12 protein-coding genes are annotated in these 17,211 nt (G+C 39.5%); 6 read left to right on the top strand and 6 right to left on the bottom strand.

From position 1 onward, the window contains the following. Positions 1–17: 17 nt before the first annotated feature. The 4 genes from KCTC52924_RS07750 to KCTC52924_RS07735 form a co-directional block, all read right to left on the bottom strand. Complete coding sequence (locus KCTC52924_RS07750; RefSeq protein ID WP_251806153.1) at positions 18–2,765, bottom strand: TonB-dependent receptor domain-containing protein; 2,748 nt, start codon at positions 2,763–2,765, stop codon at positions 18–20. Between the two features lie 240 nt (positions 2,766–3,005). After that, positions 3,006–4,853 carry a glutamine--fructose-6-phosphate transaminase (isomerizing) gene (gene glmS / locus KCTC52924_RS07745; protein ID WP_251806152.1) on the bottom strand — a complete coding sequence of 616 codons (1,848 nt, stop codon included), beginning with the start codon at positions 4,851–4,853 and terminating at the stop codon, positions 3,006–3,008. A 125-nt stretch (positions 4,854–4,978) separates the two neighbouring features. Beyond that, positions 4,979–6,808, bottom strand: coding sequence for a DUF4270 domain-containing protein (locus tag KCTC52924_RS07740; RefSeq protein ID WP_251806151.1), 1,830 nt, complete (start codon positions 6,806–6,808; stop codon positions 4,979–4,981). Positions 6,809–6,813: 5 nt separating this feature from the next. Beyond that, on the bottom strand, positions 6,814–7,623 hold the full coding sequence (locus KCTC52924_RS07735) for a glycogen/starch synthase (RefSeq protein WP_251806150.1): 810 nt from the start codon (positions 7,621–7,623) through the stop codon (positions 6,814–6,816). A gap of 103 nt (positions 7,624–7,726) precedes the next feature. Here KCTC52924_RS07735 and panC point away from each other — a divergent pair, with 103 nt between their 5' ends. The 5 genes from panC (at position 7,727) to radA (ending at position 12,735) form a co-directional block, all read left to right on the top strand. Next, the gene (panC, locus tag KCTC52924_RS07730; RefSeq protein WP_251806149.1) at positions 7,727–8,569 is read left to right on the top strand and encodes a pantoate--beta-alanine ligase; all 843 of its coding nucleotides are present in this window, start codon (positions 7,727–7,729) and stop codon (positions 8,567–8,569) included. A gap of 80 nt (positions 8,570–8,649) precedes the next feature. After that, a complete protein-coding gene (gene panD / locus KCTC52924_RS07725; protein WP_251806148.1) occupies positions 8,650–9,000 on the top strand; it encodes an aspartate 1-decarboxylase in 351 nt (116 codons plus the stop codon). Position 9,001: 1 nt separating this feature from the next. Beyond that, a complete protein-coding gene (locus KCTC52924_RS07720; protein ID WP_251806147.1) occupies positions 9,002–9,967 on the top strand; it encodes a lysylphosphatidylglycerol synthase transmembrane domain-containing protein in 966 nt (321 codons plus the stop codon). 29 nt (positions 9,968–9,996) lie between these two features. Next, positions 9,997–11,139, top strand: a complete 1,143-nt coding sequence (locus tag KCTC52924_RS07715) for an alpha/beta hydrolase (RefSeq protein WP_251806146.1) — start codon at positions 9,997–9,999, stop codon at positions 11,137–11,139. Between the two features lie 234 nt (positions 11,140–11,373). After that, positions 11,374–12,735: a DNA repair protein RadA gene (gene radA / locus KCTC52924_RS07710; RefSeq protein ID WP_251806145.1), complete on the top strand. Its 1,362-nt coding sequence runs from the start codon at positions 11,374–11,376 to the stop codon at positions 12,733–12,735. A gap of 105 nt (positions 12,736–12,840) precedes the next feature. Here radA and KCTC52924_RS07705 read toward each other — a convergent pair whose 3' ends face one another. Both KCTC52924_RS07705 and KCTC52924_RS07700 read right to left on the bottom strand, forming a co-directional pair. Next, positions 12,841–13,881: an NADP(H)-dependent aldo-keto reductase gene (locus KCTC52924_RS07705; RefSeq protein WP_251806144.1), complete on the bottom strand. Its 1,041-nt coding sequence runs from the start codon at positions 13,879–13,881 to the stop codon at positions 12,841–12,843. 53 nt (positions 13,882–13,934) lie between these two features. Beyond that, on the bottom strand, positions 13,935–14,699 hold the full coding sequence (locus tag KCTC52924_RS07700; protein WP_251806143.1) for an exodeoxyribonuclease III: 765 nt from the start codon (positions 14,697–14,699) through the stop codon (positions 13,935–13,937). Positions 14,700–14,946: 247 nt separating this feature from the next. Here KCTC52924_RS07700 and KCTC52924_RS07695 point away from each other — a divergent pair, with 247 nt between their 5' ends. Further along, positions 14,947–17,028, top strand: coding sequence for a TonB-dependent receptor domain-containing protein (locus tag KCTC52924_RS07695; protein ID WP_251806142.1), 2,082 nt, complete (start codon positions 14,947–14,949; stop codon positions 17,026–17,028). Positions 17,029–17,211 lie beyond the last annotated feature (183 nt).

Below are 17,211 nucleotides of genomic sequence, written 5' to 3'. Positions count from 1 at the left end.
TGTAGGTTTCATATTTGTTAGTTATTTATTGTCCAAGACACATAATACATAGATCCTATATGGCCCGTACCAATTGCAGTGGTATATTCCTCACCCAAAGCATTTGCCGCACCTACTTTAAAGGTCGACTTTATACTTGGAACACTATAGTTGATCTGTGCATCCAAGGTATGGAAAGAGGGAACTTGACCATCACCAAATGTCGCTTGCCAGTAATAGGTATCACTCCATCTCCAAGCCACATTAAATCCAAAGTTTTTGAAAAGTTCTGGATTCCCGAAGGAAGCTTTTACTTTATGCTCGGGTGTATTAAAATTGGTCCTGAAATCTGGGAAAGCAGCTTGGTCAAAATCTTGTTGGGTAAAAGTATAACTACCGCCTAGATCAAAATTCCCCAAGACCTTTGTTGAAATTCCAATAGATCCTCCATAGGAATTAACATCCGCTTCTGAATTAGTATAGGTCTGATACACCTTATAATCTCCATTGGCAATGGCTGCAACAGACAATCCATTGTCGCCAACTTCTCCGTAGAACGGGGCAATGACATTTTCACCGGAGATAAAATCTTTATAAGTACTGTAATAAACACTCATATCTATTACGGTGTTTTTTAGCTTACCTCTATACCCTACCTCAGCAGAACTCACTTTTTCTGGCGCTACCAAATCCGAGTTCCCTATTTCTAGGACTGCGGGATTTTCGGTAGCGGCAAACTTCTGAACGGAGGTTGCTAAATAAGAGTTGTTATAGGCAGCGCCACCAGTTTGAGTAACCGTTGCTGGCTGGCCCATTAATTGACCAGAGGCACTCACGTCATACGATCTAGAATACCTGTCCAAGTTTGCAGGAGCCGACCCTACCAAGATAGCCCTACCGGCATCCAAGCCTATAAAAAGATCTTGGGTAGTTGGATTCCTAAACCCGGTTTGCACCGAAGCCCTAATATTGTGATTTCGATTTACTGTAAAACCTGCAGAAATACGCGGGGACAAAAATCCATCAAAGAATTCGGATTTGTCATAACGCGCAGAGCCTGTCAATTTCAAATTCACATTATCGCTTAAGTCGATCTGCTTTTGCAACTGAGTATAAATTCCAAACTCAGAATATTTAATACTACCATCATAATCCGTATAGATGGTTCCAAAAGAATTTAAGTCATACGTTCTATAAGATCCCCCTACTTGGATATCTATAGCATCCCAAAGGTGGGAAAAGTTGTAATTGGCATCGGCATGGTAATATTTGGAAGCATCCTTAAACTGTGATCCCTTGGAAAAATCAGGATCTTGGATAACTCTATCAAAAGCGGATTTAAATTCTGGCGTCCCTGGAACCAATCTCCCAGTTTCTGCCTTTGCCCGTGCCGCGGCATGCGCCTGCTCATCTGTAGCACCGCCCAGTGTAGCTCCGGCATAGGTAGTTATATATTCACTGAACCATTGTTGGTCCGGTTTCCATACTCGGTTGATATTGATCCCGGTAAAGACCATATCATAAGAATCCCCTGCCTTATCAGCCACCACATAGCCTCTGACAAAGAAATTGTCGTTCTTTACCTCTAGCTTATGCTGCTGTTGTGTAAAATTATCAATATTGTATCTGTTGGTTCCTTGATATATAGTGGTTCCCGTTCCTACTTTACCTACATAGGCGATTTCAAAATCGTCTCCCCAAGGTCGGTAATAAAGACCCCAGTCTGCCTTTACACTTTCGGCATTATAATCGGTTAGGTCTCGCTCTTCATAACCGGTCCTGCTTACTACAACGTCTGGAATTATCCCCAGACCTCCAGAAGCTGCACGTATATTGGTTGAAACCTCATCCCCATACACATTATAACCATCGTAATCTATGCTCGCCCTAGTAGCGCCGGTTCCAGGTTTTGCAGAATAATCATTTGCTGCCCAATCTGTACCTTTTAGAGAAGAAAAATTGACCTTCCCTGCAAATTTATCACTGAATTTAAGTGCTGCACGGATACCAAAATCGGTATACGCATTATCACCTGAAGCATCCTGTGAAGTAATTCCCCTTTTGGCATAAGCACTAATCCCAGAGTAGTCGAACGGACTTTTACTTCTCATAAAGAGAATTCCATTAAAGGCATTCGCCCCATATAGGGCAGAAGCAGCTCCAGGAAGCAACTCCACACTCTGTACATCGTTCTCATTCATCCCCACAAGGTTTCCAATAGGGAAGTTAAGCGCTGGAGTAGAATTGTCCATCCCGTCTACCAATTGCATAAAACGGGTATTCGCAAAACTGGCAAAACCCCTGGTGTTAATCGACTTAAAAGTAAGACTGTTGGTATTTACGTCTACTCCCTTTAAATTCTCCAGTCCGTCATAAAAATCGGCCGAAGCAGTGTTTTTTATTTCTTTTAGTCCAAACCGCTCTACTGTTACGGGGGATTCAAAAATACGTTCTGGAGTTCTAGAGGCAGAAATCACCACTTCATCCAAACGTGTCTGTTCTTCATTTAAAACAATGTTAAGGGTCTGCTCACTTTGCGTTATACTTACCGTAGTAGGCACAAATCCAATACTGGTTACATTAAGTTTAAATGGGGGTATTTCACTGGTGTTCAAAGAAAATTTACCATCAAAATCGGTCACCGTACCAATTGCTTTTCCCACAATTACTACGTTGGCTCCGGGTACGGGAGCATTGTTCTGGTCCACCACAATCCCATTTATGGCTGTTTGGGAATGAGCGAGCAATCCAAACATAAAAAAGAATAATAGAAGGGTCGTTCTCATAAAGATTTGAGTTAAGTTAGCATTAGTATACATCAAAATGTATTTAGCCAATATACATATATTTTTATTTCAACTCGAATAAATTCAATTAAATTATGCATGCATAGTATTTATTTGTCAAAATTTCTATGATTTTGATCACTTATCCCCAAAAATATGCCCTCAAAAAAATAACATCCCTAAAATATAGCTTTTTAGACTACACTTTAGGGATGTTATACACACTCTATTATTTAATCGCTATTCCACTGTGACAGATTTTGCCAAATTACGTGGCTGATCCACATTACACCCTCGCATAACCGCTATATGATACGAAAGTAATTGCAAAGGAATTGTAGTCAATAAAGGTGTGAGATTTTCCAAAGTTTCTGGAACTTCAATAACATGGTCCGCCAATTCCCTAACCTGAACATCTCCTTCAGTTACAACAGCAATGATCTTACCTTTCCTAGATTTTATTTCTTGGATATTACTGACGATTTTTTCATAATGCCCCTTACTGGTAGCAATCACCACCACTGGCATGTGCTCATCTATCAATGCAATGGGACCGTGCTTCATCTCGGCAGCCGGATACCCCTCTGCATGAATGTAACTGATCTCCTTAAGCTTTAATGCCCCTTCTAATGCTACTGGAAAGTTATAGCCTCTACCCAAATACAAACAATTGGGGGAGTCTTTGTACACCTTCGCAATAATCTCTACTAAGGGATTGGTGAGCAGGGCCCTCTCTACCTTAGCAGGAATCTGCTCCAATTCTGTTAAATACTCATGAAAACGTGTACTATTGAAAACTCCTTTGGCCTTGGCCAATTTTAAGGCCAACAATGTAAGGACAGTTATCTGGGTAGTAAAGGCTTTTGTAGAGGCCACCCCAATTTCTGGACCAGCATGGGTATAGGCCCCGGCATCAGTTTCCCTAGCAATGGAAGATCCCACTACATTACACACCCCAAATACAAATGCCCCTTTTTCCTTGGCCAGTTTGATGGCCGCTAACGTATCAGCCGTTTCCCCAGATTGAGAAATGGCGATAAGTACATCATTTTCTGTAACTACAGGGTTTCGGTACCTAAATTCGGAAGCGTATTCTACCTCTACTGGTATTCGCGCCAAATCTTCAAAAATATACTCGGCAACCAAACCGGCATGCCAAGAAGTGCCACAGGCCACAATAATAATCCTGTTAGCATTAAGAAATTTCTCCATATTTTGATCGATCCCAGCCATTCTTATTATTCCCTCCTTGGCTAAAAGTCGGCCTCTATAGGTATCCAATATTGCTCTAGGCTGCTCATAGATCTCCTTTAACATAAAGTGATCAAAGCCTCCCTTTTCTATTTCCTCAAGATTTAATTGTAATTCCTGAATTGAAGGATAGGCTATAGAATCGTCCTTGATCTTGCGCAACTTAATTTCCTTTCCCAATCGGATGATAGCCATTTCCTCATCCTCAAGGTAAATAGCATTGTTAGTGAACTCTATAAAAGGGGAAGCGTCAGAAGCTATAAAAAATTCATTTTCCCCTACACCGATCGCTAACGGACTTCCCAATTTAGCCACCACTATTTCATCGGGTTTTTGCTTGTCTATAACGGCAATAGCATAAGCACCTACCACCTGGTTCAATGCTATCTGCACAGCCTGGCCAAGCTTCACATTTTCCTTTTTCTTTACTTCTTCGATGAGGTTCACCAATACCTCGGTATCGGTATCCGAAGAAAAGGTATACCCCCTATTGATCAGTTCCTTTTTTATAGAATCGTAATTTTCTATAATCCCATTGTGAATTATAACTAAATTGCCAGAATTGGAATAATGGGGATGCGAATTTACATCGTTAGGAACCCCATGAGTAGCCCATCTAGTATGTCCAATCCCCAATTTCCCCTTTAAAGAAATAGTATTCTCGGATTTTCTTTTTAGATCTTCGACCTTTCCTTTTGTCTTTGATAAATTGATGTTACTCCCATCAAAAAGAGCTATGCCTGCACTGTCATAGCCCCTGTATTCTAATCGTTGAAGTCCTTTTATTATAATTGGATAGGCATCCCTATGCCCAATATATCCTACAATTCCACACATATCTCAAGGTTTAGTTATTAAAAATAAAAAAGGTCTATAGTAACAAATGTAGTTTCTTGTTACTATAAACCTTCAGATTTTTAGATAATTAACCAAAAAATACTTTGATCAGTACTTTTTTTGCCCTAATTAGCTTTGGTGTAAAATATTTCGAGTTGTAATTTTCTGTTTTCCTGACCGCTAGGCACATTATTACTTCCCATCAGCACTGTACCTAAGGGGTTGACTATGGTCATTAACGGCAGCTTATCCTCGGAACCATCGCCTAACATGGCTTTTCTAACAGTATTCAATCTAATGTCGGAGGTCACTGCCAAGTTAAGTGTAGCATTTACGGAGTCCCTAACAATTATGTCGTTTATTAGATTGGTGATCCTAATCTTATATCGATCCCCTTTACCCTCTTTCTTATACAGTTTGCCATCGTAGTTGGTCAAATTTCCAAGATTAAAATCCTGCTCATTTTCCAAAAATGCATTGTACACAGGGCTCTTATTTTCCTTGTAGAGGTATAATATGGAAGGCTCAATAGCTTCCGGAGCAGCATCAAGTGTGCCCCTATCTACATAAAACACAAGATTAGCCTCATTTATTATCCAGTTCTTATCCTTGATCTGATTGATAATTTCCTCACTATTGGCCTCATCAAAAAGTTTAATCTGCACAAAACTACCAGCACCTCCTTTTAGATACAATTTGGAGGCATTCTCTCCAGTATCCATAGCGCTAAGAATTTCACCAGGATAGTTGGCATTATTAAGGGTATTTACGGCGTTCCCCAAAATGGCTCCTGTATTGGCATCCCTTCTAATAAAGGACAGCACATAGTCCTGTTCAATCTTTTTAATCGTGGCGTCCGTAGAACTGGTAACGCTATCGTATTCGTATTTTATAGTGATACTTCCTTGGGTAAGGTCCAACAACAACATTATATCATCTGAAACAGACATATGGACACCCCTAAAATATTCCTTAAAATTAGCCTGACTAAACAATTCAGTGCTGCCTTCCTTGTCTAGAATAGCAGCTTGAAAAAATGCGGCATTAAGGGGAACTTTTATTCCTGGAAGCGTTCTCGTAGGTGCCTCTTCTGATTCGTCTATATCTTCTGTAGCGGGATCATCCACTTTAAACACCAAGGTCTCCGTATCTGAAATTTCCACTTCCCCATCAAACAACACATCAGAAACAAAATCTGGCGAGAATTGTTGGGAAGAATAATAGGGCTGTGACTCTTGAAAATTACTATTGGGATCCAAATCCCTTAGGAAATAGGTAGAGCGTTCTACCTTAAAATTAAAGGGCACCTCTCTGTTTCCAAATATACTGTCCAAGTCAAACTTTTTTGGGAATCTATTTGGTGCGGTTTCACTATCTAAACTATCCTTAATACCATCTCCATCTGTATCCGGATTTAAAGGGTCTGTTCCCAACTGAAGCTCTTGTGCATCCGTTAAACCATCTCCGTCTGTATCGCTGTTTGGATCATCTGGGTCCGCATCAAAAATATCCGGAACTCCATCCCTATCCCTATCTCCACGAGTATTGGTCAGGAATGGTATAAACAAAAATACTTCCTTCACCGTCTCATTCTCCTGAATGGTAAGACTACTACCATCAGAACCTGAATTGGCCTCTACATCGGCAGAATATTTCCCAAAAATGGGATTACCTCCCCCGGCAAGCTGAACTTGAGATGTAATACTAGCTTCGGTTGCCCCATAAATGGGATCGTTAAAAGTCCCTATCTGATAAACTGGAACTCTATTAGACCTAACCGCTTCTATTTTTTTGTTATAAGCAAAAACATCATAAACTGCCTTGTTCGCTGTAAACGGTTCATTGCCCACAACCCCACTACCAAGAGTGGTAATATCCTCTTCACACGATATAAATGTTGCAGCGAGCAATATTCCTACTACCGTAGATAAGGTAAATCCTTTCCTTAAATTCATTTAGATTATTTTAATACTTCAGTGTTATAAAAGTTCATGTAAGCTTCTTCAAACTCTTGTAAAGAAACGTACGGCAACACAGGTTTATTGAGGTTGGATATATGATCTCCCAATTCTTTTGGAATATCGTTGGCAGCTAATATAACGGCATCGGAATTATCTACCGCAACTTTTAACAAATTATTATAAGTGGGGTCTTCAAGGTCTTTTATGCTCTCTTCCGAGATACCGTCAAAGGCAATTTTTTTAACCATTTCGGGATCAAGGGCACCATCAAATCCTTGCCCATAAACGGACATTACTATTTTACTTTCGACAAATAAGGGTTCGTCCGCATAGTATTTCTTTAAATACAATGGAAGCAAGGACGCCATCCACCCATGTACATGAATAATATCTGGGGACCAATTTAATTTTTTAACGGTTTCCACTACTCCCTTTGCAAAGAATATGGCCCGTTCATCATTATCTGAAAAAGCATTACCATCCTCATCTGTAAAAGTGGCTTTCCTTTTAAAATACTCATCATTGTCTATAAAATAGACCTGTATACGCTCCCTCGGGATAGAAGCAACCTTTATAATCAAAGGCATATCCATATCATTGATCACCAAATTCATACCAGATAGTCTGATCACTTCATGCAGTTGATGTCTTCGTTCATTAATGTTTCCAAACCTGGGCATAAAAATCCTAATCTGGCCGCCGTTACTGTTGACCATCCTAGGAGTTTCATAGGACATTAGGGATACTTCATTCTCTGGTAGATAGGGTACTAATTCAGAAGATACAAACAATATCTTTTTACCATTCATAAAAGCTATATTTTATTTCTAGTGCAAACGCAGCTGCAAAATTACGAAAATTATGCAGATTAGGAGTAATTATAGTAAGTTTGCTGTCTTTTAAGCAAAACACATGCAGTTAATTAACACCATTAAGGAGCTAGATTCGCTATTAAAGTTTATGGACAAAACCAAAACCGTTGGCCTAGTCCCTACCATGGGTGCCCTACATATGGGGCATATCTCCTTAATAGAGCAATCGGTAAAGGAGAACGACCATACCATAGTAAGTATTTTTGTAAACCCAACCCAGTTCAATAATAAGGAAGACCTTGCCAAATATCCAAACACCTTAAATGCGGATATTTCCTTGTTAAAGTCTGTTTCCGACAGCCTTATTGTCCTCACCCCGACCGCCAAAGAAATCTATTCTGGGGAAATTACGTCCAAATCCTATGATTTTAATGGTTTGGAAAATGTAATGGAGGGAGCATTTAGGGAAGGTCATTTTAATGGGGTGGCCACCATTGTTGAAAAATTACTTTCCCTAACTAAACCCACAAGGGCCTATTTTGGAGAAAAGGACTTTCAACAATTACAGATCATTAGAAAACTGGTTCAACTTAAAAATGTGCCTGTAGAAATAATAGGCTGTCCAATTGTCAGGGAATCTAACGGCCTTGCCATGAGCTCCAGAAACGAAAGGCTTTCCAAAACCCAAAGGGAGGATGCATCCTTTATCTATAAAACACTGAAATCAGCCAAAGAAAAATTTGGCACGAATAGTGCTAATTCTACAATAGACTGGCTGAAAAATGAATTCCTTACACGGCCAGAATTTAAACTGGAATACATTAAAATTTCTGACGAGGAACAATTGTTGCCAGTTATCGAAAAAAAGGAAAATTCAAAATACCGGGCATTTATTGCTGTATATATGGGCGATGTAAGACTTATAGACAATATAGCCCTTTAACTTAAACAATAACCTCAATACTTTTTAGGCACTTATCCCGAACATCTGAATATAAAACGTAAAATGATTAACTTTGTCCCATGTTAATAGAAGTAGTAAAATCTAAAATACACCGTGTAAAAGTTACTGGTGCAGACCTAAATTATATAGGTAGCATTACCATTGATGAAGATTTAATGGAGGCTGCAAATATTATTAGGGGAGAAAAGGTGCAGATTGTAAATAACAATAATGGGGAGCGACTGGAAACTTACGCCATTCCAGGAACTAGGGGCAGCGGTGAGATTACCCTGAACGGAGCGGCAGCTAGAAAGGTTGCAGTAGGAGATGTTCTAATATTGATCACTTACGCGCAAATGGACTTTGAAATTGCCAAAACCTTCAACCCTTCTTTGGTATTCCCCAACGAGGAAACCAATCTTTTAACATAAGTTGAAAACTTCTATAAAGAATTCCTTAAAAACAATACTTCCAATAGCATTTGGGGTCTTCCTACTATGGTACTCCTACTTTTCCACTTCGGAAGAAGAGCGAAAACAAATAATATACTATATTAAAAATGCCGACCTTTTTTGGGTGGGCGTATCTGTTTTATTGGGGGTGTTAACCCATATTTCCAGAGCAATACGGTGGAACTACCTATTGGAACCCCTAGGCTATCGCCCAAGCTTAATCAACAACATTCTAATCATCCTCACCGCATATTTCACCAATTTAGGCATTCCCAGGTCTGGGGAAATTTTAAGGGCTACAGCTTTGACTACATATGAAAATGTTCCCTTTGAAAAAGGGTTCGGAACTATTGTGACCGAGCGAGTGGTCGATTTAATAATGTTATTCTTAGTAGTTGGACTTGCATTTTTTTTACAGACCGATATTATTTGGGAATTTCTAAAGAATAAGGGCCTGAATCTTGCATTCTTAATCATTTTCCTATCCTCCGGAATTATAGGCTTTGCGCTTCTATTGTTTTTTGTAAAAAAATCCAAGCACCCCTGGGCAGAAAAAATAAAAAGATTCCTAAAAGGTCTTTTAGGTGGCATTCTCAGTATTTTTAAGATGCGGAATAAATGGGCATTTATTTTACACACCCTCTTTATATGGGCCGCGTATATAGGTATGTTTTGGGTCATAAAGTACACCGTTGTGGAAACTGTAGACCTCACTATAAGTCAGTTGTTGGTGGCCTTTGTCGCCGGAGCTTTCGCCATGTCTGCCACCAATGGTGGAATTGGGATCTACCCCATAGCCGTCAGTGGAGCACTGGCTATTTTTGGAATAAGCACCGTCTCAGGTGATGCATTTGGATGGATCATGTGGATCTCACAAACTTTAATGGTTGTCGTTTTTGGGACAATATCTTTCCTACTATTACCGTTATGGAACAGAGTTAAATAGTTTTCCAATTCCCAATTTAAATTCAAATTATGTCACGCATTTTAACCTTGGCCGCAGTCTTACTTTGCATGGGAACCTCTGCTCAGGTTACCCAAGAAATATTTGAATCCTTTAAATTACAGGAGCGTAGGGATGTGGCCTACTATATCCCTGAAACCTACACCCCAGAAAAAATATACCCCATAATCTTGGTTTTGGATGCCGAATACCTGTTTGACCAGGTTGTAGCAAATGCCAAATTTTATAGCAGGTTTTACAATATGCCAGAAGCTATTGTGGTTGGGGTGTACCAATCCAAAAACAATCTACGGTATCTAGACTGCGGCTATGAAACCAACAGCGGACTTCCTACGGAAAAGGGGAAAATGTTTTTCGAATTCTTAGGAATGGAACTCATCCCCTATCTGGAAAACAAATACAGCAATGCACCTTTTAAAATGTTTGTAGGGTACGATATAACCGCCAATTTTGGCAACTTCTATCTTTTTAAAGACATCTCCCTCTTTAATGCCTTTGTTAGTATTTCACCCTCCTTAGCCCCTGAAATGACCACTAGGATCCCAGAAAGGTTATCAGCAATGAAAAAGCAAATATTCTATCAATTGATATTGGACGGCGAAAAAGGCAATCATACCAATGACATTTTAGCGCTTGATCAATCCTTAACAGCAATGGATACGGAAAATCTACATTATTTTTTTGATCAATACCCCAATGCAGATCATATTTCTGTAGCCACCTATGGTATTGGAAAAGCCTTCGATAATATTTTTGGAATATTTAAGCCCATCAGCCCTAAAGAATACCGGGAAAAAATACTCACCTCTAAAGAACCTGTGTTCAAATATTTGGAGGACAAACAAGCCTCTATAGTCAGTCTATTCGGTTTTAAAAAGACCACTAGCCTCAACGATATTATGGCTATTTATGCCGCCTCTATAAAAAAGGAGGATTTTGAATCCCTAAAACCCTTATCGGATCTCTGCAAAAAAGAATATCCAGATACCATGCTCGGCTTTTATTTTGAAGGCGAATATTACGAGCAATTGGGAGAGCCAAAAAAAGCACTTAGGACCTTTGAAAAAGCCTTCGGTATGGCAGAAATCGATTTTCTAACCAAGGAAATGGCTTTAGAAAAAATTGATGCACTAAAAGCTGATTTTGGGTATTAACTAAAGCTGCCTCCCCTTTCATAAAATCTATTGGTAAAAATAAGCCTACCGTCCTCCACTTTGGATTTTACACAAAACTGCTCTGTCATTTTTCTTAGCCCGTGATAAAAGTCGGAGCAAGAAAGGCAGGAAATAGCGCTATCACCCATTTAAAATTACTGGCCTTCTAAAGAAGAAGGAGCGACTATTTTTTTGAATCCTTTTACTACCTTAGCGCAAACCATAAATAAGAAAATGGCCAAAACCAAAATAGCATTTTTTTGTCAAAATTGCGGCACCCAATATGCCAAATGGGCTGGACAATGTAGCGCCTGCAAAGAGTGGAACACTATTGTTGAGGAAGTAGTGCAAAAGGAGGAGAAAGTTGCATGGAAAAGCAGTACCCCCAATTCCAAGAAAATCGCAAAACCCTTGCGAATCAACGAAATAAGCACTGATAAGGAAGTTCGATTAAATTCGTACGATCAAGAATTCAACAGGGTTTTGGGTGGAGGATTGGTCCCAGGTTCCCTTATCCTTTTGGGTGGCGAACCTGGAGTCGGGAAAAGCACATTGATACTACAGATTGCACTTAAACTACCTTATAAAACGCTCTACGTTTCTGGTGAAGAGAGTCAGAAGCAAATCAAAATGCGAGCAGACCGCATCAATTCCGAAAATGAAACCTGTTTTATACTGACCGAAACCAAGACTCAGAATATATTTAAACAGATCGAAGCCACCGAACCAGATATCGTGGTCATAGATTCCATACAGACCTTGCATACCGACTATTTAGAATCTGCTGCTGGCAGTATTTCTCAAATTCGGGAATGTACGGCAGAACTTATAAAATTTGCCAAGGAGACCAATACCCCGGTTATCTTGATAGGCCATATCACCAAGGATGGCTCCATTGCCGGACCAAAAATATTGGAGCATATGGTAGACACCGTATTGCAGTTTGAAGGGGATCGGAATTATGTATACCGGATCCTTCGCTCCTTAAAAAACAGGTTTGGCTCTACGGCAGAATTGGGGATTTATGAAATGCAAGGAAGCGGACTGCGTGAAGTAAACAATCCATCCGAGATATTGATTTCCAAAAACGATGAAGGGCTAAGTGGCACCGCCATTGCTTCTACCGTAGAGGGGATGCGCCCCTTAATGATCGAAATACAGGCACTGGTAAGTACAGCGGTTTACGGAACTCCACAGCGCTCTACAACAGGTTATAATGCCAAGCGCTTAAATATGCTTTTAGCGGTATTAGAAAAAAGGGCAGGATTTAAATTGGGAGCAAAAGATGTATTTCTAAATATAACAGGGGGTATAACTGTTGATGACCCAGCCATAGACCTAGCCGTAATTGCCGCAATCCTTTCCAGCAATGAGGATATTCCTATTGAAAAGGGAATTTGTTTTGCTGCCGAGGTTGGACTAGCAGGTGAAATACGACCGGTACAACGTATAGACCAGCGTATTTTGGAGGCCGAAAAATTAGGCTTTACCACCATCTACGTGTCCAAGAATAACAAGATTACACTTAAGCAGCCAAAAATACAGGTGATATTGATCGGCAAGATCGAAGATATTGCCAATCAATTATTTAATTAGTCTTTTGAATTAAACATACGCGTAAGGACCAAAATTACTAGGATAACCAATAAAATAAGTCCCAACTGCCAGAAACCGACTTTTAAAAAATGCATATTTTATGTTTTATGGAGCAGGGTTAGGTATCGCTTGGTGAATCGCCTCAATGCCTTTAAGCACATCATCGTTTAGCACCACATTACTACTATCAATATTTTCTTTCAATTGCATTAAATTGGTGGCCCCAACTATGGTACTGGTAACGAAAGGCCTGGAATTAACGTAGGCAAGTGACATTTGCGTCAAGGACAAATCGTTAGCCTGAGCCAGATTATGATACATTTCAGTTGCTTTTACCGCTGTTTCTCCACTGTACCTATTGTAGTTTGGGAATACGGTAACCCTAGCGTTTTCGGGCTTTCGATTCCTCAAATACTTTCCACTCAACACTCCAAAGCCCAAAGGAGAATAGGCCAACAATCCCAAATTTTCCCGATGTGAAATCTCAGATAAGCCTACTTCAAAGGTTCTATTTAACAGGCTGTAAGGGTTCTGGATAGTGATCATTCTGGGCAGGGTGGCATGCACCTTACTCTCCTCTAAATACCGCATGGCCCCCCAAGGAGTTTCATTGGAAATCCCTACATGACGGATCTTTCCCTCTCTGATCAAATCGCGCAGGGTTTCTAAAATTTGATGAAAATTATCTTCCCAAAAGTCGGACACCTCAGGCATATACCCTCTTTTTCCAAAATAATTGGTAGCTCGGTCTGGCCAATGCAACTGATACAGGTCTAAATAATCTGTTTGCAACCGACTAAGACTTCCTTCCACAGCCTCTGTGATAGATTCCCTATTTAATCCTGTGGTTCGTATAAAACTTGTTGCTGGGGACCTACCGGCAATTTTAGAGGCCAAAATAACCTTGTCCCTATTACCGTTCTTCTTTAACCAAGTCCCAATTATTTTTTCTGTAGCCGCATAGCGTTCTTTGGCAGCTGGAATTGGATATAGCTCGGCAGTATCAAAGAAATTTACTCCCTGCTCCATTGCGTAGTCCATTTGCTCATGACCTTCGGCCTCCGTATTCTGATTGCCCCAGGTCATTGTTCCAAGACATATTTTACTGACTTCTAAATCTGTATGGGGAAGTTTGGTATAATCCATTGTATTGCGTTGTAGCTTTGTTATTAAAATTTAAAAAATTAATGGCACAAAAATTATTCATCCAGTTCCACTAAAATGGGACAGTGATCACTATGAACGGCTTGGGACAAAATAACCGACCTCTTTAATCTTCCTTTCAAGGGGGCACTCACCAATCCATAATCCAATCGCCACCCTTTATTATTCGCTCTAGAATTTGCCCTATAGCTCCACCATGTATAATTGTCTGGTTCTTTGTTAAAATGTCTAAAACTATCTATAAAACCACTTTTCATAAAGTCGTCCAACCACTCCCTCTCCACCGGTAAAAAACCAGAGACATTTTTATTTCTGACCGGATCATGGATATCTATAGCCTGATGACAAATATTATAATCGCCACAGATAACTAGATTGGGTTTGGACTGTTTCAAAGAATTTATATATTCTCGGAAGTCGTCCATATAGTGCAGTTTATGGTCTAATCTGGCGATATTGGTCCCAGAAGGCAGGTATAGGCTCATTACAGAAACGCCATTAAAATCTGCTCTAATATTTCTACCTTCAAAATCCATGTACTCTATTCCCGTTCCAAATTCTACATGGTCTGGCTGTGTTTTAGATAGGATTGCCACTCCACTATACCCTTTTTTTTGGGCACTGTACCAATAGTGATACTTATATCCTACCTCTTCAAATACAGAAAGATCCAATTGATCCTGATTGGCCTTGATCTCCTGTAGGCAGATGACATCCGGATTTACACTTTGCAACCATTCCAAAAAACCTTTCTTGAGGGCTGCACGTATTCCATTTACATTATAAGAAACAATTTTCATCCAGATCTATATATTTTCTTGACATTAATATGCGGGGTGCACCCAAACTAAAAGGATAGAATTCCACGCTTATTTCAAGGACCTCCCTGAAAATTTGGCTAAAAATAGACAATGTTTCCCAAACTGAAAAAGACAAAAGGGATAGATTCCTCATATGTTTTTAAAGCGTTATAAAAATTACCGTTAGAGCAACAAATTAGAAATTTTGATAGAATATTTCTTAAGTTTACCTCCTTAATCTAGATTCATGAAAACCTGCTATACAATTCTTTTATTTCTTTCCCTGTTTTTCATATCCCAAGCCCAAAATCCAGTTCAAAAGGACAGTATTACGGAATTGGATGAAGTTATTCTTCTGGAAGCCCTTAAATCGTCAGCCGAAAACGGAATTGTACCGACGCAAATAATTGGGGGCAAGGTTTTTAAAAACTATAGTCCTATTGACATTGTCTCTGCTATCAATCAAGTTTCAGGGGTATATATATTATCTGGGGCATTAAACACCAACAGGATTACTGTAAGGGGAATTGGTGCAAGAACCTTATATGGCACAGATAAATTACGACTGTATTACAACAATATTCCAATTACCAATGGATCGGGATTTTCCACTATAGAATCCTTTGATTTGGAAAACCTAAGTCATATAGACCTTATTAAAGGGCCAAAAGGAACTAATTTCGGAGCCAATCTGGGAGGGGCAATTTTACTTAATTCCAAACAGCCTGCCACCGGGTCTTCTTATTTTAGGAATAGTCTTACAGTGGGATCTTATAATCTCTTAAAAAACAATTTTTTATTTACACTTCAAGAAGACAAGCTTTCCCTAAGTCTGCATTATGGTCATACAGAAACCGATGGCTATAGGGAGAACAATCGTTTTGAGCAGGATGGGATCCTCCTAGATATAAACTATCGATTAAGTCCCAAAACCGATATTGGGCTCCTAGTCAACAATGTGGATTATACGGCGCAAATTCCAAGTTCATTAGGGTTAACCGATTTTTTGGAAGATCCAAAACAAGCTGCTTTTACCTGGAAATCAGCCAAAGGATACGAGGCCAACAATTATAGCTTAGCAGGACTTACACTGAACCATGCTTTTTCAGGAAAATTAAAAAACTCTACTAGTATTTTTTACAACTATCTAGACCATTACGAACCACGACCATTTGGTATCTTAGATGAATTTACCCATGGTTTTGGCTTTAGGACTAAGTTTACTGGCGAATTTGATTTAGGCACTACCAACGTGGATTATAGCTTTGGAGGTGAGCTATACAAGGATGAATACAACTGGAGTGAGTACGAGAATGATTACCGCAACAATGGTGGCCAAGGCAGTAAAATAGGGGAACAATTTGCCGAAAACAAAGAGTTTAGGCGTCAGTTCAATGTTTTTGGAAACCTGCTTTTTCCTTTAAGCAATGACTTCTCAGCCCAAATTGGCATGAGCATCAACAAAACCTATTACGATTTTAGGGATCAGTTTAATGATGGCAACGCAAACATGAGTGCGGAAAGGAATTTTAAACCCATTTTCTTACCCAGTCTAAACTTAAACTATGCTATTTCAGGTGAAAATAGTGTCTACCTAAATATAAGCAGGGGTTTTTCCAATCCTAGTCTTGAAGAGACCCTAACCCCAGACGGCGTGATTAATCCGGATATCTCCCAAGAAACAGGAATAAACTATGAAATAGGGACCCAATGGCGACTTTTAAAGCAAAAAATGAGGGTCGATCTGGCGCTTTATAGAATGGATGTTAAAAACCTATTGGTGGCACAACGTGTTGGGGACGACCAATATGTTGGTAAAAATGCGGGAAAAACAAAGCACCAAGGTGTTGAATTGGAAATGGAATACCAATGGGACCTAAGTCCAAAATTAAGCCTGAGCCCCTTTTTAAGCTACACCTATAGCCACCATAAGTTTGTATCGTTTATAGATGATGGAAACGATTATTCTGGAAATCCATTGACCGGAGTACCGGCGCACCGTCTTAATTCTGGCTTACAGGCAACATTTGCACAGCAATTCTATTGGAATACAACCCATAACTATATTGGTGAAATTCCCTTGACCGATGCAAATACACTATACAGTGACCCCTTCACTATCATTAACAGTAAAATTGGGTATAGAAATCAATTGGCAAAAAATTTATATATGGACTTTTCCTTCGGCCTAAACAATGTCTTTGACACCAAATACGCAAGATCGGTACTTATAAATACCACAGGTTTTGGTGGTTCGGAACCGCGCTATTACTACCCAGGAGATGGCAAAAATTATTATGGGAGCTTACAGTTGAGATATGCGCTATAAGGTTTTATCCAACTCATCACATACAGTTACACTCTAATAAAAAATAGATCCGAAGCCGCAATCTGCGGTAAAATTAGCATAAGAAGAAGAAGAAGGCTGATTAAATCTTTACACCATCCTCAGAAAAAAACAACCCCCATTAAAATATAATTTCAATGGGGGTTTGTATTTAAACCAACTAAA

The organism is Arenibacter antarcticus (assembly GCF_041320605.1).
GTDB lineage: Bacteria > Bacteroidota > Bacteroidia > Flavobacteriales > Flavobacteriaceae > Arenibacter > Arenibacter antarcticus.
Note: the sequence above shows the minus strand (reverse complement) of the source record. Positions and strands in the feature narration are given on the sequence as shown.